This is a genomic window from Variovorax sp. DAIF25, assembly GCF_050711835.1.
Classification (GTDB): Bacteria; Pseudomonadota; Gammaproteobacteria; order Burkholderiales; family Burkholderiaceae_C; genus Variovorax.
In genome coordinates this window covers 148,699-174,173 of sequence record NZ_CP136636.1, presented here as the reverse complement: position 1 = coordinate 174,173, position 25,475 = coordinate 148,699, and the positions used below count along the sequence as shown (strand labels likewise).

The following is a 25,475-nucleotide window of genomic DNA, read 5'->3' as shown; positions in this document are numbered from 1 at the left end:
ACGAGCGACATGGCGACATCCACCCGATTCCAGCCCGTGCTCGACGAGATCGCGGCCGCGATGCAACCGCTGCTGGGCCAGGCCGGCACGGTGGCCAGCTACATCCCGGCGCTCGCGCGCGTCGACGCGCGGCAGTTCGGCATCGCGCTGCGCACCTGCGACGGCGAGGAGGCCGCGGCCGGCGATGCCGACACGCCGTTCTCGATCCAGAGCGTGTCCAAGCTGTTCACGCTCACGCTCGCCATGCAGGCCGTGGGCGACGCGCTGTGGGAGCGCATCGGCCGCGAGCCCTCGGGCAATCCGTTCAACTCGCTGGTGCAGCTCGAGAACGAGCAGGGCAAGCCGCGCAACCCCTTCATCAATGCCGGCGCGATCGCGGTCGCCGACCGGCTCGTGAGCCATGCGCGCGCCGAGGGCGGCAGCGCCAAGGCGCGCATCCTCGCGCTCATGGCCAGCCTGGCGGGCGAGCCCGTGGGCTTCGACGAGGAGGTCGCGCGCTCGGAGGCCGAGACCGGCTTTCGCAACGTGGCGCTGGCCAACTTCATGAAGAGCTTCGGCAAGCTCGACAACGACGTGACCGAGGTGCTCGACACCTACTTCCACCAGTGCGCACTGCGCATGAGCTGCCGCCAGCTCGCGCGCGCCGCCGGCTACCTGTGCCGCGACGGCGCGCACCCGATCGACGGCGAGGCCGCGATCACCAGCGAGCGCCAGACCCGGCGCATCAACGCGCTGATGCTCACCTGCGGCACCTACGACGCCGCGGGCGACGTGGCCTTCTCGATCGGCCTGCCCTGCAAGAGCGGCGTGGGCGGCGGCATCGTGGCCGTGGTGCCCGACCGGCTCACGCTCAGCGTGTGGTCGCCCGCGCTCGATGCCACCGGCAACTCGCTGCTGGGCATGAAGGCGCTCGAGATGTTCGTGGCGCGCACCGGGCTGTCGGTGTTCTGAGTTGCTTCAGGCGCCGAGCGCGCGCAGCACGTCGTGGCAGGCGCCCATCGTGTGGTAGTCGGTCTTGCCGGCCGGGCTCTTCTCGTCGCCGAGCTTGCGGTTGTCGCGCGACAGGATGCGAAACCAGGCGCCATGCTCGTGGTCGACCATGTGCCGCCAGGCGTAGTCCCAGATCCGGTCGTACCAGTCCCAGTAGCGCGGCTCGCCGGTGCGCACCGCGAGCAGCGCGGCGGCGGCGAAGCTCTCTGCCTGCACCCAGAAGTACTTGTCGCCGTCGTAGAGCGCGCCCTCGGGATCGAAGCCGTAGACCAGGCCGCCGAACTCGGCGTCCCAGCCGTGGCGCATCGCCGCCTCGAACAGCGACTGCGCGCGCGGCAGCATCCAGCCGGTCTCCACGCCCCGGCCGGCGAGCAGGCCCTCGAGCTGCAGCAGCAGCTTGGCCCACTCGGTCAGGTGGCCGGTCTGGAAGCCCCAGGGCTTGAAGATGTCGGCGCGGTTGCCGCGGTTGTGGTCGGCATCGACCGACCAGTCCTCGTGGAAGTGCTCCCAGACCCTGCCCCCGGTCAGGTCGGCCTGGCGCAGCGCGATCGCCTGCGCCAGCGTCGCCGCGCGGTCGAGGTACTTCGCGTCGCCCGTGGCTTCGAAGGCCGCCATCATCGCCTCGCAGGCATGCATGTTGGCGTTCTGGCCGCGGTAGGGAGACACCGCCCAGTCGGCAGTGGCTTCGTTCGCATAGAGCTGGTGGCGCGGCTCCCAGAAATGCCGCTCGAGCAGCTGCCAGGTCGATTCGATGCCCGCGCGTGCCTCGTCCACGCCGGCCATCGCGGCATGCGCATGCGCGAGCAGCACGAAGGCCAGACCATAGCAATAGTGGGTGCCGTCGCGCACCTGCGCGCGGCCCTCGTGCCAGTCGAGTTCCCACAGGTAACCGCCCTGCGGATGCGCATGGGCGTGGTGCAGGAACGCGAGGCCGTGGCGCGTCGCCGCCAGGTGCTCGGGCCGGCCGAAGCGGCGCCAGGCGGTGGCGTTGTTGAAGACGAAGCGCGTGCTGCTCACCAGGTGGCGCGTGCGGCGGTCGTAGACCGTGCCGTCGTCCTTGAAGAAGTGGAAGAAGCCGCCGTGCGGGTCGAGGCTGCGGCCGTCGTAGAACGCGAGCGTGTGCTGCACGTGGCCGATCAGGAATTCGGGCGAGCGGAAGTCGGGCATGGCGAGAAGGGCTGGGTTGCGGTGGCTGAGCGCGGCACCTCAGGCTATCAGCATCCCGGCCCGATCGTCGAGAAAACGATGCCCTCGCGCAGCGCTCAGGCCAGCGCCGCGCGCGACGCTGCCTGCAGGCAGCCCATGCCTTCGAGCGCGGTCTCGACCGCCTCGTCGAGCGGCGTGTGCGGCTCGCGGCCGAGCAGCGCCACCAGCTTCGCGTTGTCCATGGCCACGGGCGTGCGCCACAGGTAGCGCATCTCGCGCAGCTCGCGGAAGGTGGCGACGAAAGGCGAGGCCAGCAGCAGCGGCCACCACGGGAAGGCCGACACGCGCACCTGCGTGCCGGTGCGGCGCGCCACCACGCGGCGGATGGCATCGGCCATGCGCGTGCCGTCGGCGTCCCAGTGGCCGGTCATGTGAAAGCTGGCGAAGGGCTCGAGCCGGTCGCGCCGCGCCAGCAGCTCGACCATGGTGCGGGCCACGTCGGGCAGGTACGACCACAGGTGGCCGACGCCGGCATCGCCGGGATAGCTCACGCCCCTGACGGGCTGCCCCGCCTTCACCAGGCCCTGCGAGAACCAGTTGTTGCCGGCCTTGGGGCCGAAGAAGTCGCCGGCGCGCACGATCAGCACGCGCGCGCCCTCGCGGCTGGCCAGCTCGAGGCGGCGCTCCATCTCGACCCGGATCGCGCCCTTGCGCGTGGCCGGATGCTGGGGCGCATCCTCGGCCAGCAGCGGGAAGGCATCGGCGCCGTAGTTGTAGACGTTGCCGGGCAGCACGATGGTCGCGCCCTCGGCCTTGGCGGCGGCGATCGTGTGGTCGAGCATCGGCAGCACCAGCTCCGACCAGCGGCGGTAGCCGGGCGGGTTGACCGCATGCACGATGACCGCGCAGCCGCGCGCGGCCTCGCGCACGTCGCGCGCCTCCATCGCGTCGCCGCCCACCCAGTCGATGCCGTCGCGCCGCTGCGACGCCGCGCCGCGCTTCATCGCGCGCACCCGCCACCCCGCGTCGCGCAGCTGTCGCGCCATCTCGCCGCCGACGCCGCCCGTCGCGCCCAGAACCAGAACCGTGTCGTTGCTTGCCATGAAACATCTCCAGAACAGTGATCGATGGATGAATTCTGGGCAGGCCGGGGTTCAAATGGAATTGCCGAACATGAGCCATCGGCCATACATTTATGCATGACCTGGACCATCAGCTGGGAGCTCTACCGCTCCTTCCTCGGCGTGCTGCGCGAGGGCTCCCTCTCGGGCGCGGCGCGCGCGCTCGGCATCACGCAACCCACCGTCGGACGCCACGTCGCGGCGCTCGAGGAGGCGCTCGAGGTGGTGCTCTTCACGCGCTCGCAGGTCGGGCTGCTGCCCACCGAGGTGGCGCTGGCGCTGCGCACGCATGCCGAGGCCATGGAGAGCACGGCCGCCTCGCTGCAGCGCGCGGCCAGCGGCCAGGGCGAAGGCGTGCGCGGCGTGGTGCGGGTGTCGACCAGCGAGGTGGTCGCGGTGGAGGTGCTGCCGCCGATCGTGGCGAAGCTGCGCGAGGCCCATCCGGCGCTCAAGGTCGAGCTGGTGTCGACCAACCGCGTGCAGGACCTGCTGCGGCGCGAGGCCGACATCGCGGTGCGCATGGTGCGCCCGCGCCAGGAGCAGCTGGTGGCGCGCCGCATCGGCGACATCGAACTGGGCTTCCATGCCCATCCCGACTACCTCGCGCGCCACGGCACGCCGCGCACGGCCGAGGAGCTGATGCGCCACACGCTGATCGGCTACGACCAGCCCACGGCCTTCGTGCGCGACGCGATCAAGTCCTTCAAGGGCTTCACGCGCGACGCCTTCTCGCTGCGCACCGACAGCGACCTCGCGCAGATGGCGCTGATCCGCGCCGGCGCCGGCATCGGCGTGTGCCAGGTCGCGCTGGCGCGGCGCGGCCCGGCGCTGGTGCGGCTGCTGCCGCGCGCGCTGTCGCTGAAGCTCGAGACCTGGGTCACGATGCACGAGGACCTGCGCGCGAGCCCGCGCTGCCGCGTGGCCTTCGACGCGCTGGCCGAGGGGCTGCAGGCCTACATCGCCGGCCAGGGGACAATGGCACGCGCAAGAACCTCCGCCTCCGAATGACCGACACGACCCCGACCACCGAATCCGACGACATTCTCCCGCTGCAACAGGACCGCCTCTGGCGCGACGAGCGCTGGACCGCCCGCATCATCAAGAACGAGGAAGACGACGGCTGGGCCGTCGAGATGACGCGCCATGGCGACCCCGAGCCCGCGCTGGTCGGCCCCTGGACCATGGGCCGCGACAAGAAGAACCCGAAGCCGCTCGACGGCCCCGCCTTCTCCACGCTGGTGAAGACCGCGGCCGAGGTGATCCGCCGCCACGAGCAGCAGCTGCACGCCACGCTCAACCGCAGCGTGACCGTGAGCGCCGGCGAGCGGCGCATCCGCGTCACGCTGGCCATCGTGCCCGACGAGGACAACCCCTCGGCCACGCTGAGCGCCTTCGACGAGGCCGACGACAGCGAGCTCGCGCGCGTGAACGTGCCGGCCTCGTTCAAGCTCAGCGCCACCAGCGCCTCGGCCTGGATCGACGCGGACTTCGCCAGGCCGCGCTGACCCCGCGCAAGGCGACCGCAGGCGCGCCTGTGCGCGCAAATAGCACAGTCCCCGCCGGCCCGCCAATCCGCACAACAACGTATTTGCAGACCGGCGCGGGTTGAGAAGAATCCGCCGCAACGAGCAATCGTTACCAGTCATGCGACGCCCGCTGCCAATGCTGCCAGCGAGGTGTCGGGCAACAAGGCCCGAATCGGTTTGAACACCGGTTCGGGCCTTTTTGTTTTTTCGGTCGCAACAGGGCTTTCGTCGAAACGGATGCATGCATCCGCTGGCGGAGCTTTGCCCGAAGCAAAGGCACTGGCGACGAAGCGCTCGTTTGCAGGGCCGCGTGGCGGGAGGAGACACCCCGAGCGCGGTTCCGAAGGTCGGATCTTCCTGACGACTCGCACAACCACAAAGGAATTTGACATGACGAACGCTTTCAACCGCCGCCAGATCGTGAAGACCGGCGGCTCGATGATCGTGCTGGGCGCCGCGGGCGGCATGGCGCCGCTGGCCTTCGCGCAGGACGGCGGCACGGTGAAGCTCGGGCTGCTGCATTCGCTCTCGGGCACGATCGCGATCGCCGAGGCCTCGCTGGTCGACGCCGAGAAGCTCGCGATCGAGGAGATCAACGCCGCCGGCGGCGTGCTCGGCAAGAAGATCGAGGCCGTGGTGGAAGACGGCGCGAGCGAGAACCCGGTGTTCGCCGAGAAGGCGCGCAAGCTGCTCGAGCGCGACAAGGTGGCGGCCATCATCGGCTGCTACACCTCGGCCTCGCGCAAGGCGCTGCTGCCGGTGCTCGCCCAGGCCAAGGGCCTGCTGTTCTACCCCACCTACTACGAGGGCCAGGAGCAGGACAAGCGCGTGTTCTATCCCTCGCAGGAAGCCACGCAGTCGGTGATCGCGGCGGTCGAATGGATGGCGCGCGAGAAGGGCAAGAACTTCTTCCTCGTGGGCTCGGACTACATCTATCCGCGCACCTGCAACAAGATCGCCAAGCCCGCGATCGCCAAGGCCGGCGGCAAGGTGCTCGGCGAGGAATACGCGCCGCTGGGCCACACCGAGTTCTCCTCGATCATCAACAAGATCAAGGCCGCCAGGCCCGACTGCATCTACAGCACGGTGGTCGGCGGTTCGAACGTGGCCTTCTACAAGCAGCTGCGCGCGGCCGGCCTCGACGGCACGAAGCAGGTGCTGCTGTCGACCGTGGTGTCGGAGAACGAGATCGAGGGCATCGGCAAGGACAACGCCGCGGGCTACTACGCCTGCATGGGCTACTTCCAGAGCATCAAGTCGCCGGCCAACGAGAAGTTCGTGAAGGCCTTCAAGGCCAAGTACGGCCAGGACCGCGTGATCGGCGACCCGATGGAGGTGGCCTACAACAGCGTCTACCTCTGGAAGCTGGCGGTGGAGAAGGCCAAGTCCTTCGAGGTCGACAAGGTCACGGCCGCCGCCGCGGGCGTGGAGATCGAGGCGCCCGAGGGCACGGTGCGCGTGCACGCCACCAACCACCACGTGTGGAAGAAGGTGCGCGTGGGCCGCGCGCGGCCCGACGGGCAGTTCGACATCGTCTGGGAATCGCCGCAACTGGTCGAGCCCAACCCGTTCCCGAAGGTCTGAGCGCGATGAACTTCGACATCGCGGTGATGCAGGTGTTCAACGGCGTGAGCCTGTTCACCATCCTGCTGTTGATGGCGATCGGGCTGGCCATCGTGTTCGGCCTGATGGGCGTCATCAACATGGCGCACGGCGAGCTGATGGCGCTCGGTGCCTACATGACCTACCTGGCGTCGCGCTTCTTCGAGCACTACGCGCCGGGCTTCATGGACCTCTACCTGTTCGCCGCGATTCCGTTCGCGTTCGCCGTGACCTTCGCGTTCGGCTATGTGCTGGAGCGCGGCTTCATCCGCTTCTTCTACGACCGGCCGCTCGACACCCTGCTCGCGACCTGGGGCCTGAGCCTCATGCTGCAGCAGGCCTACCGCTCGCTGTTCGGCGCGCAGGAAGTCAGCGTGCCGCTGGCCTCCTGGCTCGCCGGCGCGTGGGAGCCGACGCCGGGCATCCAGCTGCCGCTCACGCGCCTGTTCATCGTGGGGCTCACGGCCATCGTCGCCATCGGCGTCTACCTGCTGCTCTACCGCACCTCCTGGGGCCTGAAGGTGCGCGCGGTGACGCAGAACCGCGCGATCGCGGGCGCGGTCGGCATCGACACGCAGCGCGTCGATGCGCTGACCTTCGCGCTGGGCGCGGGCCTGGCGGGCATCGCGGGCGCGGTGTTCACGATGATCGGCTCGACCAACCCCGGCACCGGCCAGCTCTACATCGTCGACTCCTTCATCGTGGTGGTGTTCGGCGGCGTGCAGAGCCTGATCGGCACCGCGCTCTCGGGCTTCGCCATCGCGCAGTCGCAGACCTGGCTCGAGTACCTGATGAGCGGCTCGATGGCCAAGGCCACGATCCTGCTGCTGGTGATCGCGGTGCTCTACGTGCGGCCCAACGGGCTGTTCGCGACCCGCTCGAGGAGCTGAGCGCATGGGCATGAAGCTTTCTCCCCAACGCCGCGGCGACCTCGTCGGGCTGGCGGCCGTGCTGCTGCTGCTGGCCGTGGTGCTGCCGGCCACGCTCGACCCGTTCCGCCTCAACCTCGTGAGCAAGTACCTGGCCTTCGCCTTCGTCGCGATCGGCGTGGTGCTGACCTGGGGCTACGGCGGCGTGCTGAGCCTGGGCCAGGGCCTGTTCTTCGGCCTCGGCGGCTACATGATGGCGATGTTCCTCAAGCTCGAGGCCTCGGCGCCCGAGCTGCCGGACTTCATGGTCTGGAGCAGCGTCGAGCAGCTGCCCTCGTGGTGGATCCCCTTCCACTCGCTGGGCTGGACCCTGGTCGGCATCCTCGCGATCCCCGCTCTGCTCGCCTACGTGTTCTCGTACGCGATCTTCAAGCGGCGCGTGAGCGGGGTGTACTTCGCGATCGTCACGCTGTCGCTGGCGCTCACGCTCACCGTGGTGGTGATCGGCCAGCAGGGCGATACCGGCGGCGCCAACGGCATCACCGACTTCCGCACCCTGCTGGGGTGGGACATCGCGGGCGACGCGGCCAAGCGGACCATGTACTTCATCGAGGTGGCGGCCGTCGCGCTCGCGATGATGGGCGCGCTGCTGATCGTGCGCAGCCGCTTCGGCAAGATCCTGATCGCCATCCGCGACCGCGAGGACCGCGTGCGCTTCAGCGGCTACAACACGGCGCACATGAAGGCCTTCGTGTTCGCGGTGGCGGCCCTGCTGTCGGCCATCGGCGGCGCCTTCTACAGCCTGCAGGTGGGGCTGATCGCGCCCGGCGTGATCGGCGTGGTGGCCTCGGTCGAGATGGTGATCTACGCGGCGGTGGGCGGGCGGCTCTCGATTCCGGGCGCGGTGATCGGCGCGCTCCTGATCGGCTTCCTCAAGTCCTACCTGTCGGAGACCTTCCCCGAGGGCTGGCTCTACTTCCTCGGCGCGGTCTTCATCCTCGTGGTGTGGGCGATGCCGAACGGCCTGGCGGGCCTGGGCGAGAAGCTGCTGCGCCGCCGCGGCGCGGAGGCCGCGCCATGAACGCGACGCTGGCGATGCCCAACGGCGGCCTGCCGCAGGCGGCCTCGGCCGTGCCGCCCTCGAACGAGCAGATCCTGCGCGTCGAGGACCTCACGGTCTCCTTCGACGGCTTCAAGGCGGTCGACGGCCTGAGCCTCTCGGTCGAGCGCAACGAGCTGCGCGTGATCATCGGCCCGAACGGCGCGGGCAAGACCACGCTGCTCGACATCGTCTGCGGCAAGACCCGACCCAGTGCGGGCCGGGTGCTGTTCAACGGCCAGGACCTGGGCCGCATGAACGAGCACGAGATCGTGCGCGCCGGCGTGGGCCGCAAGTTCCAGACGCCCTCGGTCTACGAGGACCTCACGGTGCTCGAGAACTTCGAGATCTCGCTGCCGCGCATGCACGGCCTGTGGCAGTCGCTGAGCTTCCGCCGCACCCGCGCGCTGCGCGAACGCATCGAGGCGATGGCCACCGAGGTGTTCCTGGTCGAGCGCCTCGACCGCCGCGCGGGCCAGCTGAGCCACGGCCAGAAGCAGTGGCTCGAGATCGGGATGCTGCTGATGCAGGAGCCCGAGCTGCTGCTGCTCGACGAGCCCGTGGCCGGCATGAGCCCGCGCGAGCGCGAGCAGACCGGCGACCTGCTGCGCCGCATCTCGGTGGGCAAGTCGGTGGTGGTGATCGAGCACGACATGGATTTCGTCAAGCGCATCGCGCACCGCGTGACCGTGCTGCACCAGGGCCGGCTGCTCAGCGAGGGCACGGCCGCCGAGGTGCAGGCCGACCCGCGCGTGATCGACGTCTACCTCGGCCATTGAAGGAGCCCACCGCATGCTCGAAGTCTCCGCACTCGATGTCGCCTACGGCGAGTCGCACGTGATCCACGATGTCTCGCTGCGCGTCGCGCCCGACGAGGCGGTCGCCGTCATGGGCCGCAACGGCATGGGCAAGACCACGCTGCTGAAGTCGCTGATCGGCCTCTTGCCCGCGCGCGGCGGCAGCATCCGCCTGAACGGCACCGAGCTCACCCGGCTGCCGAGCCACCAGCGCGTGGCGCACGGCCTGGCCTTCGTGCCGCAGGGGCGCATGGTGTTCCCGCACCTCACGGTGGAACAGAACATCCTCTCGGGCGCCGCGCGCTCGGGCCACCGCACGGTGCCCGACTACCTCTATCGCTTCTTCCCGGTGCTGCAGGACATGAAGCAGCGCAAGGCCGGCAACCTCTCGGGCGGCCAGCAGCAGATGCTGGCGATCGCACGCGCGCTGATCTCCGAGCCCAGGGTGCTGATCCTCGACGAGCCCACCGAGGGCATCCAGCCTTCGATCATCAAGGAGATCGCGCAGACGCTGAACGTGCTGCGCGCCGAGCGCGGCTTCGCGATCGTGGTGTCGGAGCAGGTGCTGAGCTTCGCGCTCGCGCTGGCCGACCGCTTCCTCGTGATCGATCGCGGCCGCCTGGTGCACGACGAGGCACGCGCCACGCTCGACCAGGACAAGGTCCGGTCCTTCCTCACTGTCTGAACCCCTTCCCTTCCCAACCACCCCTTCAGGAGCAGCGTCATGAGACATGGTGATATTTCGAGCAGCAACGATTGCGTCGGCGTCGCGGTCGTCAACTACAAGATGCCCCGCCTTCACACCAAGGCCGAGGTGCTCGACAACGCGCGCAAGATCGGCGAGATGCTGGTCGGCATGAAGAAAGGCCTGCCGGGCATGGACCTGGTGATCTTTCCCGAGTACTCCACGCACGGGATCATGTACGACGCCAAGGAGATGTACGACACGGCCGCTTCGGTGCCCGGCGAGGAGACCGCGATCTTCGCCGACGCCTGCCGGCGCGCCAACGTCTGGGGCGTGTTCTCGCTGACCGGCGAGCGCCACGAGGAGCATCCGAACAAGGCGCCCTACAACACGCTGATCCTCATGAACAACCAGGGCGAGATCGTCCAGAAGTACAGGAAGATCATGCCGTGGGTGCCGATCGAGGGCTGGTACCCGGGCGACTGCACCTACGTCAGCGAAGGCCCCAAGGGCATGAAGATGAGCCTGATCATCTGCGACGACGGCAACTATCCCGAGATCTGGCGCGACTGCGCGATGCGCGGCGCCGAGCTCATCATCCGCTGCCAGGGCTACATGTACCCGGCCAAGGAACAGCAGATCCTGGTGTCGAAGGCCATGGCCTTCATGAACAACACCTACGTGGCGGTGGCCAACGCGGCCGGCTTCGACGGCGTGTACTCGTACTTCGGCCACTCGGCGCTGATCGGCTTCGACGGCCGCACGCTCGGCGAATGCGGCGAGGAGGAGATGGGCATCAACTACGCCGAGCTCTCGATGAGCCTGATCCGCGACGCGCGGCGCAACGGCCAGTCGCAGAACCACCTGTTCAAGCTGGTGCACCGCGGCTACACCGGCACCATCAACTCGGGCGACGGCGACAAGGGCGTGGCGGCCTGCCCCTACAACTTCTACACGCAGTGGATCAACGACCCCGAGGGCACGCGCGAGAGGGTGGAGTCGTTCACGCGCAGCACCGTGGGCACGCCCGAGTGCCCGATCGAGGGGATTCCGAACGAGCCGGCCAAGCACCGCTGAAGCGCCGCCCCATGGATCACCAGATCTTCGAGCTCGGCGACGTCGTGCTGCAGCGGGGCGCCACCCTGCGCGGCGCGAAGCTCGCCTACAAGACCTACGGCACGCTGAATGCCGACAAGAGCAACGTCGTCGTCTACCCGACCTGGTACTCGGGCCAGCACCACGACAACGAGTGGCTGATCGGCGAGGGCATGGCGCTCGACCCGGCGAAGTACTTCATCATCGTGCCCAACATGCTGGGCAACGGCCTGTCGTCCTCGCCGAGCAATACGCCACCACCCTACGACCTGGCGCGCTTCCCGCACGTGACGCTCTACGACAACGTGAGGCTGCAGCACCGGCTGGTGACCGAGCAGTTCGGCATCGAGCGCATCGCGCTGGTGGTGGGCTGGTCGATGGGCGCGCAGCAGACCAACCAGTGGGGCTGCCTCTACCCCGAGATGGTCGAGCGCATCGCGCCCTTCTGTGGCTCGGCCAGGACGGCGCCGCACAACATCGTGTTCCTCGAGGGCGTGAAGGCGGCGCTCACCAGCGACGCGGCCTGGAACGGCGGCTGGTACACGACGCCGCCGACGCGCGGGCTGCGCGCGGTGGGACGCGTCTATGCGGGCTGGGGCCTGTCGCAGCCCTTCTACCGGCAGGAGCTGTGGCGCGAACTGGGCTTCAGCTCGCTCGAGGACTTCCTGGTCGGCTACTGGGAGGGCTTCTTCCTGAAGAAGGATGCGAACAACCTGCTCGCGATGCTGTGGTCGTGGCAGCACGGCGACATCAGCGCCAACCCGGTGTTCGGCGGCGACTTCAAGAAGGCGCTGGGCGCGATCCGCGCCCGCGCGATCGTGATGCCGGCCGAGCGCGACCTGTACTTTCCGGCCGCCGACAACGAATGGGAGGTGGCGCAGATGCCGAACGCCGAGTACCGGCCGATCCCGGGCGTGTGGGGCCACTTCGCGGGCGGCGGCAGCAGCCCGGTGGACACCCGCTTCATCGACGATGCCCTGCGGGAACTGCTCGCCACGCCATGAACGCACCCGTGCACGATCCGCTCGCGGCCTGGCGCATCGAGTCCGAGCCCTTCTACCGGCCCGCGGGCAACGAGGTGGCGCTGTACCGGCAGGCCTGGCGCCACCGCATGCCGCTGATCCTCAAGGGGCCGACCGGCTGCGGCAAGACGCGCTTCGTCGAGCACATGGCGTGGTCGCTGGGCCGGCCGCTGGTGACGCTGGCCTGCAACGAGGACATGACGGCCTCCGACCTGGTCGGGCGCTATCTGCTCGACGCCGACGGCACGGCCTGGCACGACGGGCCGCTGACGCTGGCGGTGCGCCATGGCGGCATCTGCTACCTCGACGAGGTGGTGGAGGCGCGGCAGGACACGACGGTGGTGATCCATCCGCTGACCGACGCGCGCCGCATCCTGCCGCTCGACAAGAAGGGCGAGCTGGTGCGCGCGCACCCCGACTTCCAGCTCGTGGTGTCGTACAACCCCGGCTACCAGAGCAGCGCCAAGGACCTCAAGCCCTCGACGCGCCAGCGCTTCGCGGCGCTGGAGTTCGACTATCCCGACGGCGCGCTCGAGGCCGAGATCGTGGCGCACGAGGCCGGCATCGACACCGCGCTGGCCGCGAAGCTGGTGGCCGTCGCGCACTGCTCGCGCGAACTCAAGCACCGCGGGCTCGACGAGGGCGTGTCGACGCGCATGCTGATCTACGCGGGCGTGCTGATCCGCGACGGCGTGACGCCGCGCGAGAGCTGCGAGATGACGATGACGCGCGCGCTGACCGACGACCCCGACATGGCGAGCGCGCTGCAGGGCTTCGTCGAGGCCCAGTTCGGATGACGCGCGACACCGGCAGCTTCGCCGCGCTGGGGCTGCTCGCGCGCGGGCTGGCCGGCCTGGCGGTCGAGGTGCAGCCGCTGGTGGCCGGCGCGAAGCCGGGCACGCGCGCGGTGCTCGCGGCCGGGCAGCTGCTGGTCCCCGAGCACAGTCCGCCGGCGCTGCGCCGCGCGATGGTCGCGCATGCGGTGGCGCACCTGCGGCATTCGACGCCCGCGCGCCGCGCGAACACGCTGCGGCCGATGGGCATCGCGCTGGTGTCGGCGATCGAAGACGCGCGCGTCGAGCGGCTGCTGGTGCGCGACTTCCCCGGCCTGCACCGCTGGTTCGCCGCCGCGTTGCCGCCCGCGCCCGATCCGCTCGACCTGCGCTTCGAGGCGCTGCTGCTGCGCATGGACCGGCTGCTGCTGCGGCCCGAGCTGCAGGACGGCAGCCACTGGGTCGAGAAGGCGCGCCGGCTGTTCGAGGACACCGCGGCGCGCGCGGGCCTGGCGGACTACGAGGCCTTCCGCGCGATCGCCTCGATCCTGGCCAACGACCTGGGCCAGATGCGCGTGCGCTTCGAGCCCCAGGGCTACGCGGTGCCCGCGCCCTGGCGCGACGACAACAGCTGGCTCTGGGACTTCGGCGCCGATGCGACGCCGCCACCGCCCGACGAGGCGATCGCGCTGCAGCAGTCGGGCGCGCGCATGCCGCCACCCTCCGAAACGGGCGATGCCGCTGCCGGCGCGCCACCCGAATTCGGCGACATGGAGCTGGGCCGCTACACCTATCCCGAATGGGACCGCCGCCTCGAACGCCTGCGCCCCGACTGGTGCACGGTGATCGAGAAGCTTCCCGGGTGGCAGGGCCTGCTGTCGGCGCAGGCACAGGCCGCCCTGCGCGCCGAGAGCCTGCCGCCGCTGGCACTGCCGCGCGCGCGCCACCTCGACCGCCGGCACCGGCTGCGGCGCCAATGGGAGGGCGACGACATCGACCTCAATGCGGCGATCGAGGTGCTGGTCGACCGGCGCCGGCGGCTGCGCCCCGATGCACGCTTGTTCATGCGCCCCGGCAAGGCGCCGCGACCGTCGAGCGTGCTGGTGCTGCTCGACCTGTCGGCCTCGGCCAACGATGCGGGCCCGCATGGCCTGTCGCTGCTCGAGATCGAGAAGCAGGCCGCGCTGATGCTCGCCGCCGCGCGGCTGCGCGGCGCGGACCGGCTCGCGGTGCACGGCTTCTCGTCGAACACGCGTGCCGAGGTCTACTACTACCGGCTGCTCGAGTTCGGCCAGCCGCTCTCGCCGCCCGCGCGCGCGACGATCGGCGCGGTGCGCGGGCGCTACTCGACGCGCATGGGCGCCGCGCTGCGGCATGCGGCGGCGCTGCTCGAGGACGAGCCCGCGGGCCAGCGCGCGATCCTGCTGGTGACCGACGGCGCGCCGGCCGACATCGACGTGCACGATCCCAAGTACCTCGTCGAGGATGCGCGCGAAGCGGTGGCCGAGGCGCGCGGCGCGGGCGTGCGCACCGCCTGCATCGCGGTCGATGCCGCGGCCGACGCCTATGTGCGGCGCATCTTCGGCTGGCGCAACTATTGCATCGCCGACGATGCGCGCAGCCTGCCCGCGCGGCTCGCGCGCATGAGCGCGCGGCTGGCCGCGGCCCACTGACGAAAGCATCGAACTGCGATAGGGTGGAGCCCCGAACGAATCCCACACGAGACAGAAAAGACATGACGGCCCCTCACCCATCACGGACGACCGCCCATGGCTGACAAGGATCCCATCCGCGTCGGCATCCTCTATTCGGAAACCGGCGTCACCTCGACCATCGGCCTGTCGCAGCTGCAGGGCGCGCTGCTCGGCATCGAGGAGATCAACGCGGCCGGCGGCATCGACGGCCGCGAGCTGGTGGCGGTGCGCCACGACCCGCAGTCGAACCCGGCGCGCTATGCGCAGCTGGCCGAGAAGCTGATCGTGCAGGACCGGGTCAACGTGATCTTCGGTTGCTACATGTCGAGCAGCCGCAAGGCGGTGATCCCGGTGATCGAGAAGTGGAACAAGCTGCTGTTCTACCCGACGCTCTACGAAGGCTTCGAGTACTCGGGCAACGTGATCTACACGGGCGCGGCGCCCAACCAGAACAGCGTGCAACTCGCGGAGTTCATGACGACGAACTTCGGCGCGCGGGTCTACCTGATCGGCTCCGACTACATCTACCCCTACGAGTCGAACCGGATCATGGGCGAGCTGGTGATGCAGCGCCCCGGCAGCGAGAAGCTCGGCGAGCACTACGCGGCGCTCGACGCGACCGAGAAGGACTACCGGGCCATCATGGCCGACATCCGCGACAAGCAGCCCGACTTCATCTTCTCGACGGTGGTGGGCGACTCCACCGCGAGCCTGTACCGTGCCTATGCCGAGGCCGGCTTCGACCCAAAGCGCATGCCGATCGCGAGCCTCACGACCTCCGAAGCCGAGATCTCGCAGATGGGGCGCGGGGTGGCGACGGGGCACTTCACGGCGGCACCCTACTTCCAGTCGATCGACTCGCCGGCCAACCAGCGCTGCCTGGCGCAACTGCGCGCGCGCTTCGGCGACGGCTGCGTACCCAACCTGTGCTGGGAAGCGGCCTACTTCCAGATGCACATCTACGCCAATGCCTTCGCACAGGCGGGCAGCGACGGGATCGCGGAGATCCTGCCGCACATCCTGGGGGCCGAGTTCGATGCGCCGCAGGGGCGGGTGAAGATCGATCCCACGAACCACCACACCTGTCTCTATCCGCGCATCGGGCGCGTGGATGCGCAGGGGCAGTTCACCATCGTTCGGCAGGCTACGCGTGCCGTGTATCCCGATCCGTATCTGGTGACGCATTCGCTCGGGGACTGGACTGCGCGGCTCGATACGCTGGAGGTTTAGGTGGAACGTGCTTTCTACCGTTGTGGGGGGGCTCACGCCGACGGGGTACTCCCCTCCGCGAATGTCCCCCGGCCTGCGGCCTCCTCCTTTATTTCGCTGCGGGGAGTACCCCGCCGGCGTGCGCCAGACGCGCAGCACTCGATCGGCCGGCACCACCGCAGCGCCTCCCGTGCACAGGGCAGTGGGTGCTTCCCGCAGCGAAATAAAGGAGGAGCCGAAGGCGGGGGACATTCGCGGAGGGAAGTACCCGCTGTCCTGTGCACGCGCCCCGAACAAAAGCCTCAAGACCAACAACAAGAGGCCTGAAAGTGGAAAGCCCCCCCAAGAGACACACCCTGCGAGTGACGCCACCGCAGTTGAAGGAACTGCGCCTGCTGAAGGTCGCAGTCATCCACCCCGACGACAGCGACGGCCGACAGCTGACCCAGCAGCTGCAGCGCATCGGCTGCCAGGTGCAGGCCTTCTGGCCACCGGTGCAGGCGCTGCCCGAGGGCATCGACGTGGCTTTCATGGCGGTGCAGCCCGACTTCATCAACCTGCGCTTCGAGTGGACCAAGAGCGAGGACGCGCCCGCCATCATCGCCGTCGTGACCTACGAGAACCCGACCATCGTCGAGGCCGTGCTCGAGATCGGCGCCAAGGCCGTGCTGCCCTCGCCGGTGCGCTCCTTCGGATTGTTGTCGGCGCTGGTGGTGGCGCGCGAGGCGCACAAGCAGAACCGCTCGCTCGCGCGGCGCCTGCGCAAGACCGAGGCCAAGCTGCTGGGCGTGCGCCAGCTCGCGGAGGCCAAGGCGATTCTCATGAAGACGCACGGCGTGTCGGAGGGCCAGGCCTACGACCTGATCCGCGAGCAGGCGATGAGCAAGCGCACCACCATGGAAGAGATCGCGGCCGCCATCGTCAACGCCAACGAGATCCTCTCGCTCGGCGCGCGCAAGCCCGAGGCTTCGTAGAGCCTCTCAGGTCTGGCGGAACCCCGCCAGCACCTCGAGCACCCGCAGCGTGGCCCCGTCGAGCAGCGCGCGCGGCCGGTGCGCGATGCCCAGGCGGCGCGTGAGCTTCGGCACGATCGGCAGGATCTGCATGCGCTCGCCGAGCGCCGCGTCGGTCGTCGGCTGCAGCGGCAGCAGCGCGGCGCCATAGCCGGCCGCCACCAGGCTGCGGATGGCCGCGTCGTAGTTGAGCTCGATGCGCGCGCGCGGCGCGAAGCCCCCGGCCGCGAACCACTCCATCGTGAGCCGGTACATGTGGGTGGTCGCGTCGTTGAAGATCAACGGCTGCTCGGCCAGCCAGGCCGGCGTGACGCGCCTGGGCGCCTTCGTGCGCTGCGGCACGAAGGCCATCATCGGCTGCGTGCGCCAGGGCGTGAACACCAGGTCGCGCAGCGGCGGCTGCGGCAGCGCCACCAGGCCGATGTCGAGCGTGCCCGCGGCCAGCCGCGCCAGCGCCTCGCCCGAGCCGAGGATCGCCACCTCGACGTCGATGCCCGCGTCCTGCGCGCCCAGCGCCTCGAGCACCTGCGGCAGCAGGTCGACCACCACCCCGGTCGACGTGCCCAGCCGCACGCGGCCGCTGCGGCCCTCGGCCTGTCGCTTGACCGCGTCGAGCGCATCGTCGGTGTCACGCAGCAGCTTGCGCCCGCGCTCCACCAGCGCCGCGCCGGCCGCCGTGGGCGTGATGCCGCGCGCGCCGCGCACCACCAGCTTGGCATCGAGCCGCGACTCGAGTTCGGAGACATGCAGGCTGACCGTGGGCTGCGCCAGATGCAGCGCCTGCGCCGCGGCCGAGAAGCTGCCGAGGTCGGCGATCGCGATCAGGGTGCGCAGCTGGTCGAGGTTGAGGTGGCGCATGGGCGTCGAATCAGGAAAGCTGATGAGAAGGCTCAGAAATCTCAACTTCCACAATAGCACGGCGACGCCGAAGATGAGCGCACCGACACCGCAATCCCCAGGAGCCCATCGTGAAGACCGCATCGTCCCCGAGCTTTCGCCAACGCCTTCTGCATGCCCTGCGCGGCTGGCGCCGGCACGCGGCGAATCGCCGCCGGGCCCGTGCCGACGCGTGCCAGCTCGCCGGCATGAGCGAGCACGACCTGCGCGACCTCGGCGTCGGCCGCAGCGAACTGCCGGGGCTGATGCAGCCCGCGCCCTCGCACTGCGAGCACGGCCACCGCGCAAGCTGAAGGAAGCGCGCCCCGGCCCTTGCCGCGGCCTCGATTTGAGGTCCAATGCGGGGCGTGCCAAGTCCCGCTTCCGCTTCATCCCCGCTCGTCGTCGAGCTCACTTCCCCGCAGTCGGTCGACGGCCGGCGCGCGGCCTTCCAGTCGCTGTGGCTGCTGGTGCGCATGCGCCATGCGCACGACAGCCAGACCCCGATGGTGCGGCTGGCCGACCTGCGCGGCGAAGTGTCGGACGCGAGCACCCTGCGCATGGTCGTGAGCCGTGCCTTCCGCGACTTCAAGGCCTGGGGCATCGAGGTCGGCTGGGGCGAGGACAGCACGCGCGAGCCGCGCTTCCTCAACGCCGAGCGGCGCAGCCAGGGCCCGTTCTGGCTGCCGCCGGCCGAGGCGCGGCGCGTGCGCTGCGAGGTCGAGGGGCGCGCCGCGAGCGCGGCCGAGATCGGCTCGTTCCTCGGCCTGCGCGCACGCACGGGCGCGGCGGGCGGCGCCTCGGCGCCGCCCGAGGCGGTGCACCTGCAGGACGCGGCCTTCTGGAAGCAGCTCGTGTCCGCGCAGCGGGCCGCGCGCCAGGGCCGGCTGATGACGCCGGTGGCCGCCGGTGCTGGCGACGGCGCGGGCCAGCCGAGCGCGCTCGAATCGATACGGCTCGCGGGCACGCTCGCGGCCAGCGGCTTCCAGCGCGCGCTGGTCACGCTCAACGAGGCCATGCTGTGGCGCCGCCTCGGCGACAACGAACAGGCGCGCCGCCAGCTCGAGGTGCTCAAGAAGCAGCGCCTGGCGCACCACGTGGCGGGCAACGACTACCTCGGCGCGATGGAATGCATCGTCTCGGCCTGGTGCGCCTACACCGCGCGCGACCTGCCGCTGGCGCAGTCGCTGCTCGGCGGCATGGCCGACGACCCGGCGCGCAGCGTGGTGCTGCGCCACCATCCCGACGTGCGCTTCGAATGGTGCAACCTGTGGGCGCTCGGTTGCCGCTCGCGCGCGCTGGCGCTCGCGGCCGAGGACGCGCCGGCCGCCCGCCTGCTCGCCGAGGAATCGCTGCGCCGCTTCGGCGATGCGCTGACCGCGGCCTTCGAGTCGCACTCCTTCGACGCCGCCCAGCACGTGGCGGCCAACCTCGGCATGGCGGTGTGGCTGTTCGACCGCGTGGGCCTCGCGCTGCCCGCGCTCCCCTCGGCGCCGGCGGGCGGCCCGAAGCGGCGCGGCGATGCCCCGGCAGCGTCCGACACCACGCGCCATGCCGTGCAGTGGATCGCCTTCAGCGAATGGCTCTGCGGCCAGGCCGACGGCCAGGGCCGCTCGGCCTGGAACGCGATCTACCTGATGCGCATCGCGCGCGGCCACTGCGGCGCCGAGCCCCGGCCCACGCTCGCGCAGTTCCGCGCCCAGGCGCCGCTCGACCCGGCCGCGATCTCGGCGCTGGCCGGTCCGCTCGCCGATGCCTTCGACGCCACGCACTGGCCCGCGCGCTGGGTCGAGGTGGCGCAGGCGCGGCTGGCCGACCACCAGGCCGGTCGGCGCCGCTACCCGGGCCTGCAGCATTGCAGCCTGCTGTTCGAGCATGCGTGGTACGCGGCCCATGCGGGCGACCTGAAGGCGGCCGAGCGCTCTCTCGCCACCTTGCGCGAGGCGCTGCCGCAGCTGGTGCCCAGCGACCGCGCCTACTTCGCCGAGTCGTGGAACGACGGCCTGCCGGCCGAGCTGGTGCTCGAGGCGAAGCCGCCGCGGAGGCCGGCGGCGCGGCCGAGGAAGGCCGCGCGCTGAAGCGGCCTCAGCCGCGCGCCGCGATGCAGTCGATCTCGATGTCGAAGGGCCCGAACCAGGCCGGCACGCAGACGAAGATGCGTGCGGGCGGCGACTCGGGGAAGTAGCGCGCATAGACCGCGTTGACCGCGGCGAACTTCTCCGCCGAGGTGCAGTACACGTTGCACTTGAGCGCATTCGCGAGCGACGAGCCCGCCGTTTCCAGGCACAGCTTCAGCTGTTCGAGCACCAGCTCGGCCTGCCGCTCGACCGAGGCGCCGACCGCCACCTGCCCGGTCTCGGGATCGAAGGGCGGCAGGCCCGAGACATAGACGGTGTCGCCATGGCGCGTGACGATGGAGGCCGGTGCCTTCCAGCGATCGAGCCAGGTGGAGAGGGGTTCGACACGGATGACTTCGCGCGCGGGCATGGGGGGTCCTTCTGTTGCGGTGGATGACGATGGCCGCGATGGTGCGGCCTTCGTCCCCCGCACGCTTCGTCGCGCGACGAAGCGTTCAGCCGCCCGTGCCCATGCCCAATGCCAGCCGCACGCGCTCGCGCAGCACCGGCAGCACCTCGCTCTCGAACCACGGATGGCGCTGCTGCCAGCCGGTGTTGCGCGGCGAGGGATGCGGCAGCGGGATGACGCGCGGCGCGAATTCCGCGAAGGCACGCACGGTCTCGGTCACGCCGTCGCGCGCCCGGCTGCCCAGGTGGCGGCGCTGCGCGTACTGGCCGATCAGCAGCGTGAGCTCGACGCGCGGCATCTGCGCCAGCAGCCGCTCGTGCCACAGCGGCGCGCACTCCTTGCGCGGCGGCAGGTCGCCGCTGGTACCGCGGCCCGGGTAGCAGAAGCCCATGGGCACGAGCGCGATGCGCGAGGCGTCGTAGAACAGTTCGCGCTCCACGCCGAGCCAGCGCCGCAGCTGGTCGCCGCTGCGGTCGTCCCAGGGCACGCCCGTGCGGTGCACCGTCATGCTCGGGGCCTGGCCGACGATCAGCAGCCGCGCCTGCGCGCCGGCCTGCACCACCGGGCGCGGGCCCAGCGGCAGATGTGCCTCGCAGACGCGGCAGGCGCGGATCTCGGCGAGCAGCGGCTCCACGCGCTTCAGCGGCCGAAGGGCTTGAAGAAGGCGTTGAGCTCGGCCCCGGGCGCGGCGTCGGCGAAGCCGTCGAAGCGGCCCTCGTCGGCCAGCGTGCGCGCGGCGCGGATGAAGCCGCCCCAGGCCGCGCGCGCCATCGCGCCGCCCACGCTGACGCGGCGCACGCCGAGCGCCTCGATGTCCTTCATCGTGAGTTCGCTGGTCGCGCCGACCAGCAGGTTCACCGGCTTGGGCGCGACCGCCGCGACCACGGCCGCGATCTGCTCGCGCGTCTTGATGCCGGGCGCGTAGAGGCAGTCGGCGCCGGCTTCGGCATAGGCCTTGAGGCGCGCGATCGCGTCGTCGAGGTCGGGCCGGCCGGCGAAGAAGTTCTCGGCGCGGCCGATCAGCAGCGTGTCGCCGCCCGCCGCATCGATGGCGCCGCGCGCGGCGCGCATGCGCTCGACCGCGACCTCGATGGGGAACAGCGGCGCATCGGCATGGCCGGTCGAGTCCTCGATCGACAGGCCGGCCACGCCGGTCTCGACAGCGAGCCGCACGCTCTGGGCCACGGCCTGCGGATCGGCGCCGAAGCCGTTCTCGAAATCGGCATTGACCGGCAGCGAGGTCGCGGCCACCAGTTCGCGCAGGTGCGCGAGCACCGCGTCGCGCGCGATGGCGCCGTCGGCCTGGCCGTGCGACCAGGCGAAGCCCGAGCTGGTGGTGGCGAGCGCCTTGTAGCCCAGGCCTTCGAGGTAGCGCGCGCTGCCGGTGTCCCAGGGGTTGGGGATGACGAAGCAGCCCTGGGCATGCAGCGCGCGGAAGGCCGCGCGTTTCTCGGCGACGGTGGGGTTCGTGGGGGTCATGGGGTCTGTTCCTTCTTTCGATGAAATTCGATGCAAGGGCGGCGAAAGGCGCGAAGCCGTTCAGGATAAGCCAGCGCCCGGCTGCGGCGCGCCGGGCGGATGGGCCAGCAGGTGGTCGATGAAGGCGCGCACCGCCGGCAGCATGCCGCGGCGCGTGGCGAAGGCCGCCTGGATCTCGCTCGCGGTGCAGGCCCAGTCGGGAAACAGGCGCACCAGGCGGCCCTCGCGCAGCTCGTCGCGGCACAGGATCTCGGGCAGCAGCGCCACGCCCAGGCCCTGCAGCGCCACGTGCCGGAGCGCGAACATGTCGTCGGTGACCAGGCGCGGCACGAAGTCCAGCTCGTGCACCTGCTTGCCGCGCTCCAGCCGCCACAGGTGGCGCTCGCCGCTGTCGGGCAGCGAGAGCATCGGCCACGCGGCCAGGTCGTCGAGGCTCGCGGGCGTGCCCAGGCGCTCGAGCAGCGCCGGGCTCGCGAGCAGCACGTCGACCGTGCGGCCCAGCGGCCGCGCGACCAGGCTCGAATCCTCGAACGGCGGGCGCCGCACGCGCAGCACCACGTCGACGTTCTCCTGCAGCGGATCGACGCGCCGGTGGCTCACTTCCAGCGAGAGCCGCACCTCGGGAAAGGCGCGCATGAAATCGGGGATCAGCGGCGTGAGCCAGAACTGCGCGAGCGTGAAGGGCGCGCTCACGCGCAGCGGCCCCTGCGGCCGCGCGACCGCCTGGCGCACCACGTCGAAGGCCTCCTCGCCCGCGGCCACCGTGGCCTGGCAGCGCTCGTAGAACTGCTCGCCGACATGGGTCAGCAGCAGCCGGCGCGAGCTGCGCTGCAACAGCCGCACGCCCAGCCGTTCCTCGAGCTGCGCGACACGGCGGCTCAGGCGCGACTTGGGAATGCCCAGGTGCCGGCTCGCGGCGCTGAAGCCCTGCTGCTGCACCACGTGCGCGAACAGCGCGAGGTCGTTGAAATCGTCCATGTCTCCTGTTCCGCTGGCAGAACGATCCGTTCTTTTTCGGCGGATTGTTGTCATTTCGTTCCATCAGCATCATCGATCGCCTCTTATCGGTCAATGTCCACGCCCATGAAAATCGCCAGCTTCCATCACCGCGGTGCCCTTCGCTTCGGCGTGGTCCGAAACGACGAAGTGCTCGACGCCAGCGCCCTGCCCGGCGCGCCGGCCGGCGTGCGCGAGCTGCTGGCGCGCGGTGACGAGGGCCTGGCCTGGCTGCGCGCGGCCATCGAGACGGCACCGCGGCTGCCGCTGGCCGACGTGAAGCTCTTGGCGCCGGTGCCCGAGCCGCGCAAGTTCCTCGGCCTCGGCGGCAACTACGCCTCTCACCTCGAGGAGGCCGCGAAGCTCGGCCTCGTGCGGCCGCCGGGACAGGTGTGGTTCAACAAGCAGGTGTCGTGCGTGGCCGGCCCCTTCGACGACGTGCACCGGCCGCGCGTGTCGGCGCAGTTCGACTACGAGGGCGAGCTCGGCGTGGTCATCGGCTGGCGCTGCCGCCATGTGCGCGCCGAGGAGGCGATGGCCATGGTCGCGGGCTACGTCGTGATCAACGACATGAGCGTGCGCGACTGGCAGCTGCGCGCGCCCACGCACACCCTGGGCAAGTCCTTCGACACCCACGGCCCCTTCGGCCCCTGGCTGGTGACGCGCGACGAGATCGCCGACCCGCATGCGCTGCGGCTGCGCACCTGGGTCAACGGCGAGCTGCGCCAGGACGGCAACACCGCCCGGATGATCCATCGCATCGAGGCCATGCTGGTCGAGCTGAGCACCGCCTTCACGCTCGAGCCCGGCGACGTGCTGAGCACCGGCAGCCCCGCGGGCGTCGGAGGCCTGATGGACCCGCCGCGCTACCTGGTGCCGGGCGACGTGGTGCGCGTGGAGATCGAGGGCATCGGCCACATCGAGAACCGCGTGGTGGAAGAACCCCTGGAGACCGCCCGATGAACGAACCCCAACGCGCGCTGCCCGACCTCGCCTCTTCCGCATTGCGGCCCGTGAAGCTCGCCCACGTGGTGCTGCGCGTGGCCGAGCTCGCGCGTTCGCGCGCCTGGTACCTCGCGGTGCTGCAGGCGCGCGTGGCCTTCGAGAACGAGATGCTGTGCTTCCTGAGCTACGACGACGAGCACCACCGCATCGGCCTGATCGCGCGCCCCGACCTGGGCCGCGAGGCCGATGCGAACACCGGGCTCGAGCACATCGCCTTCACCTACGGCTCGCTGGCCGCGCTGCTCGCCAACCACCGGCGGCTGGCCGCGCTCGGCATCGTGCCCTACTGGTGCATCAACCACGGGCCGACGATCTCGATGTACTACCGCGACCCCGACGGCCATCGGCTCGAGCTGCAGCACGACGTGTTCGAGACCGCCGCCGAGGTCGATGCCTTCTTCGCGGGCGGCGCCTATGCCGAGAACTTCATGGGCGTGATGTTCGACCCCGCGGACCTGGCCGCGCGCTTCGAGGCCGGCGAGCCGCTGGCCTCGCTGACCGCGCGGCCCGGCCTGCCAGTAGGCAAGGGGCCGTGGGACATGTTCGTGCCCTGACAAGGTGTGAGGCGGGCTCAGCACTCGACCACGTTGACCGCGAGCCCGCCGAGCGAGGTCTCCTTGTAGGTCGACTTCATGTCCTCGCCGGTCTGCTTCATGGTGCGGATCACGGCATCGAGCGAGACGTAGTGGCTGCCGTCGCCGCGCAGCGCCATGCGCGCCGCGTTGATGGCCTTCACCGCGCCCATCGCATTGCGTTCCACGCAGGGGATCTGCACCATGCCGCCGACCGGGTCGCAGGTCAGGCCGAGGTTGTGCTCCATGCCGATCTCGGCCGCGTTCTCGACCTGCGCCGGCGTGCCGCCGAGCACCGCGGCCAGCGCGCCGGCCGCCATCGAGCAGGCCACGCCGACCTCGCCCTGGCAGCCGACCTCGGCGCCCGAGATCGAGGCGTTGGTCTTGTAGAGCATGCCGATCGCCGCGGCCGTGAGCAGGAAGTCGACGATGCCCGCGTCGCTCGCATTCGGCACGAAGCGCTGGTAGTAGTGCATCACGGCCGGCACCACGCCGGCCGCGCCGTTGGTGGGCGCGGTCACCACGCGGCCGCCGGCCGCGTTCTCCTCGTTCACGGCCATCGCGAAGGCATTGACCCAGTCCATGGCCGCGAGCGGATCGGCCGCGCCGGCCTGCGCCAGCAGCTCGCGGTGCAGCTCGCCCGCGCGCCGGCGCATGCGCAGCGGGCCGGGCAGCGCTTGGGCGGCCAGCGGGTTGTCGATGCCGAAGCCGCGCTGCACGCACTGCTGCATCACGCCCCAGATGCGCAGCAGGCCCGCGCGCACCTCGGCCTCGGGCCGCCAGGCGCATTCGTTGCGCAGCACCAGCGCGGCCACCGAGAGGCCGTTGGCCTCGCATTGCGCCATCAGTTCGTCGCCGGTAGCGAAGGGATGCGGCATCGCCACCGCCGCAGTCTGCGCCACGGCCTGGCCGCCCTCGACGACGAAGCCGCCGCCGACCGAGAAATAGCGGCCCTCGGCGAGCACCGCGTCGTCGGTGGCGAAGGCGGTGAAGCGCATCGCGTTGGGATGCTCGGGCAGCGACTCCTCGCCGCGAAACACGATGTCGCGCACGCGGTCGAAGGCGATCGGCGTGGTGCCCAGCAGCATCAGCGTGCCGCCGCGGCGCAGCGCCTCGAGCCGCGGCTGCACGGTCTCGGGCCGCACCGTGTCGGGCGCGTCGCCGAACAGGCCGAGGATCACGCCCTGGTCGGTCGCATGGCCATGGCCGGTGGCGCCGAGCGAGCCGAACAGGTCGACGCGCAATCGCGCGACGCGCTCGAGCAGGCCCCGCTGCTCGAGCGAGCGCGCGAACAACAGCGCCGCGCGCATCGGGCCCACGGTGTGCGAGCTCGAGGGCCCGATGCCGATCTTGAAGATGTCGAAGGCGGACAGCATCAGC

At 70.5% G+C, this 25,475-nt stretch carries 26 protein-coding genes; 18 read left to right on the top strand and 8 right to left on the bottom strand.

The genetic code is table 11. The annotated features are described in order from the left end of the window. Positions 1-9 precede the first annotated feature (9 nt). The gene (locus tag R0232_RS00845) at positions 10-951 is read left to right on the top strand and encodes a glutaminase (RefSeq protein WP_208511028.1); all 942 of its coding nucleotides are present in this window, start codon (positions 10-12) and stop codon (positions 949-951) included. Positions 952-957: 6 nt separating this feature from the next. On the opposite strand, the gene R0232_RS00840 is transcribed toward R0232_RS00845, so the two are convergent. Together R0232_RS00840 and R0232_RS00835 are read right to left on the bottom strand one after the other, a co-directional pair. Beyond that, complete coding sequence (locus R0232_RS00840) at positions 958-2,157, bottom strand: AGE family epimerase/isomerase (protein WP_431510957.1); 1,200 nt, start codon at positions 2,155-2,157, stop codon at positions 958-960. 95 nt (positions 2,158-2,252) lie between these two features. Further along, on the bottom strand, positions 2,253-3,239 hold the full coding sequence (locus tag R0232_RS00835) for an NAD-dependent epimerase/dehydratase family protein (RefSeq protein ID WP_431510956.1): 987 nt from the start codon (positions 3,237-3,239) through the stop codon (positions 2,253-2,255). Between the two features lie 96 nt (positions 3,240-3,335). Here R0232_RS00835 and R0232_RS00830 point away from each other — a divergent pair, with 96 nt between their 5' ends. From R0232_RS00830 to R0232_RS00770, 13 genes are all read left to right on the top strand, one after another. After that, on the top strand, positions 3,336-4,265 hold the full coding sequence (locus R0232_RS00830) for a LysR family transcriptional regulator (protein ID WP_431510955.1): 930 nt from the start codon (positions 3,336-3,338) through the stop codon (positions 4,263-4,265). Continuing rightward, positions 4,262-4,762 carry a hypothetical protein gene (locus R0232_RS00825; protein ID WP_208511024.1) on the top strand — a complete coding sequence of 167 codons (501 nt, stop codon included), beginning with the start codon at positions 4,262-4,264 and terminating at the stop codon, positions 4,760-4,762. The genes R0232_RS00830 and R0232_RS00825 overlap by 4 nt, the downstream gene beginning before the upstream one ends. A gap of 411 nt (positions 4,763-5,173) precedes the next feature. Next, the gene (gene urtA / locus R0232_RS00820; RefSeq protein ID WP_431510954.1) at positions 5,174-6,367 is read left to right on the top strand and encodes an urea ABC transporter substrate-binding protein; all 1,194 of its coding nucleotides are present in this window, start codon (positions 5,174-5,176) and stop codon (positions 6,365-6,367) included. A 5-nt stretch (positions 6,368-6,372) separates the two neighbouring features. Further along, positions 6,373-7,275, top strand: coding sequence for an urea ABC transporter permease subunit UrtB (gene urtB, locus R0232_RS00815; RefSeq protein WP_093343802.1), 903 nt, complete (start codon positions 6,373-6,375; stop codon positions 7,273-7,275). A gap of 10 nt (positions 7,276-7,285) precedes the next feature. Beyond that, positions 7,286-8,335 carry an urea ABC transporter permease subunit UrtC gene (gene urtC / locus R0232_RS00810; RefSeq protein WP_203203612.1) on the top strand — a complete coding sequence of 350 codons (1,050 nt, stop codon included), beginning with the start codon at positions 7,286-7,288 and terminating at the stop codon, positions 8,333-8,335. 14 nt (positions 8,336-8,349) lie between these two features. Then, a complete protein-coding gene (gene urtD / locus R0232_RS00805) occupies positions 8,350-9,132 on the top strand; it encodes an urea ABC transporter ATP-binding protein UrtD (protein WP_431512957.1) in 783 nt (260 codons plus the stop codon). Positions 9,133-9,145: 13 nt separating this feature from the next. Continuing rightward, positions 9,146-9,835 (top strand): urea ABC transporter ATP-binding subunit UrtE, encoded by a 690-nt coding sequence (gene urtE, locus R0232_RS00800; protein ID WP_203203610.1) that lies wholly within the window; start codon positions 9,146-9,148, stop codon positions 9,833-9,835. 39 nt (positions 9,836-9,874) lie between these two features. Next, positions 9,875-10,912 (top strand): aliphatic amidase, encoded by a 1,038-nt coding sequence (locus R0232_RS00795; protein ID WP_208511019.1) that lies wholly within the window; start codon positions 9,875-9,877, stop codon positions 10,910-10,912. Positions 10,913-10,923: 11 nt separating this feature from the next. Next, positions 10,924-11,934, top strand: coding sequence for an alpha/beta fold hydrolase (locus tag R0232_RS00790; RefSeq protein WP_208511018.1), 1,011 nt, complete (start codon positions 10,924-10,926; stop codon positions 11,932-11,934). Then, the gene (locus R0232_RS00785) at positions 11,931-12,749 is read left to right on the top strand and encodes a CbbQ/NirQ/NorQ/GpvN family protein (protein ID WP_093343794.1); all 819 of its coding nucleotides are present in this window, start codon (positions 11,931-11,933) and stop codon (positions 12,747-12,749) included. Before R0232_RS00790 ends, R0232_RS00785 begins: the two co-directional genes overlap by 4 nt. Continuing rightward, positions 12,746-14,398, top strand: coding sequence for a nitric oxide reductase activation protein NorD (locus R0232_RS00780; protein WP_431510953.1), 1,653 nt, complete (start codon positions 12,746-12,748; stop codon positions 14,396-14,398). The genes R0232_RS00785 and R0232_RS00780 overlap by 4 nt, the downstream gene beginning before the upstream one ends. Positions 14,399-14,494: 96 nt before the next feature. Then, positions 14,495-15,649, top strand: coding sequence for an ABC transporter substrate-binding protein (locus R0232_RS00775; RefSeq protein ID WP_203203608.1), 1,155 nt, complete (start codon positions 14,495-14,497; stop codon positions 15,647-15,649). Positions 15,650-15,984: 335 nt separating this feature from the next. After that, on the top strand, positions 15,985-16,602 hold the full coding sequence (locus tag R0232_RS00770; RefSeq protein ID WP_431512956.1) for an ANTAR domain-containing response regulator: 618 nt from the start codon (positions 15,985-15,987) through the stop codon (positions 16,600-16,602). 6 nt (positions 16,603-16,608) lie between these two features. On the opposite strand, the gene R0232_RS00765 is transcribed toward R0232_RS00770, so the two are convergent. Continuing rightward, positions 16,609-17,499 (bottom strand): LysR family transcriptional regulator, encoded by an 891-nt coding sequence (locus R0232_RS00765; RefSeq protein WP_431510952.1) that lies wholly within the window; start codon positions 17,497-17,499, stop codon positions 16,609-16,611. A 110-nt stretch (positions 17,500-17,609) separates the two neighbouring features. Between R0232_RS00765 and R0232_RS00760 the strand changes: the two genes are divergently transcribed. Further along, complete coding sequence (locus tag R0232_RS00760) at positions 17,610-17,831, top strand: DUF1127 domain-containing protein (RefSeq protein ID WP_057598545.1); 222 nt, start codon at positions 17,610-17,612, stop codon at positions 17,829-17,831. A 54-nt stretch (positions 17,832-17,885) separates the two neighbouring features. Next, positions 17,886-19,595, top strand: coding sequence for a hypothetical protein (locus tag R0232_RS00755; RefSeq protein WP_431510951.1), 1,710 nt, complete (start codon positions 17,886-17,888; stop codon positions 19,593-19,595). A gap of 7 nt (positions 19,596-19,602) precedes the next feature. Here R0232_RS00755 and R0232_RS00750 read toward each other — a convergent pair whose 3' ends face one another. The 4 genes from R0232_RS00750 to R0232_RS00735 all read right to left on the bottom strand — a co-directional run bounded on the left by R0232_RS00750 (position 19,603) and on the right by R0232_RS00735 (position 22,500). After that, a complete protein-coding gene (locus tag R0232_RS00750; protein WP_208511139.1) occupies positions 19,603-20,004 on the bottom strand; it encodes a RidA family protein in 402 nt (133 codons plus the stop codon). Positions 20,005-20,089: 85 nt separating this feature from the next. Continuing rightward, positions 20,090-20,677 carry a uracil-DNA glycosylase family protein gene (locus tag R0232_RS00745; protein WP_431510950.1) on the bottom strand — a complete coding sequence of 196 codons (588 nt, stop codon included), beginning with the start codon at positions 20,675-20,677 and terminating at the stop codon, positions 20,090-20,092. Positions 20,678-20,682: 5 nt separating this feature from the next. Beyond that, a complete protein-coding gene (locus R0232_RS00740; protein ID WP_296788621.1) occupies positions 20,683-21,522 on the bottom strand; it encodes an isocitrate lyase/PEP mutase family protein in 840 nt (279 codons plus the stop codon). A gap of 60 nt (positions 21,523-21,582) precedes the next feature. Continuing rightward, complete coding sequence (locus tag R0232_RS00735; protein WP_431510949.1) at positions 21,583-22,500, bottom strand: LysR substrate-binding domain-containing protein; 918 nt, start codon at positions 22,498-22,500, stop codon at positions 21,583-21,585. Positions 22,501-22,605: 105 nt separating this feature from the next. Here R0232_RS00735 and R0232_RS00730 point away from each other — a divergent pair, with 105 nt between their 5' ends. After that, positions 22,606-23,481 (top strand): fumarylacetoacetate hydrolase family protein, encoded by an 876-nt coding sequence (locus tag R0232_RS00730; RefSeq protein WP_431510948.1) that lies wholly within the window; start codon positions 22,606-22,608, stop codon positions 23,479-23,481. After that, positions 23,478-24,077 carry a VOC family protein gene (locus tag R0232_RS00725; RefSeq protein WP_431510947.1) on the top strand — a complete coding sequence of 200 codons (600 nt, stop codon included), beginning with the start codon at positions 23,478-23,480 and terminating at the stop codon, positions 24,075-24,077. The genes R0232_RS00730 and R0232_RS00725 overlap by 4 nt, the downstream gene beginning before the upstream one ends. 17 nt (positions 24,078-24,094) lie before the next feature. On the opposite strand, the gene R0232_RS00720 is transcribed toward R0232_RS00725, so the two are convergent. Further along, positions 24,095-25,474, bottom strand: a complete 1,380-nt coding sequence (locus R0232_RS00720) for an L-serine ammonia-lyase (RefSeq protein ID WP_431512955.1) — start codon at positions 25,472-25,474, stop codon at positions 24,095-24,097. Position 25,475: the final 1 nt, after the last annotated feature.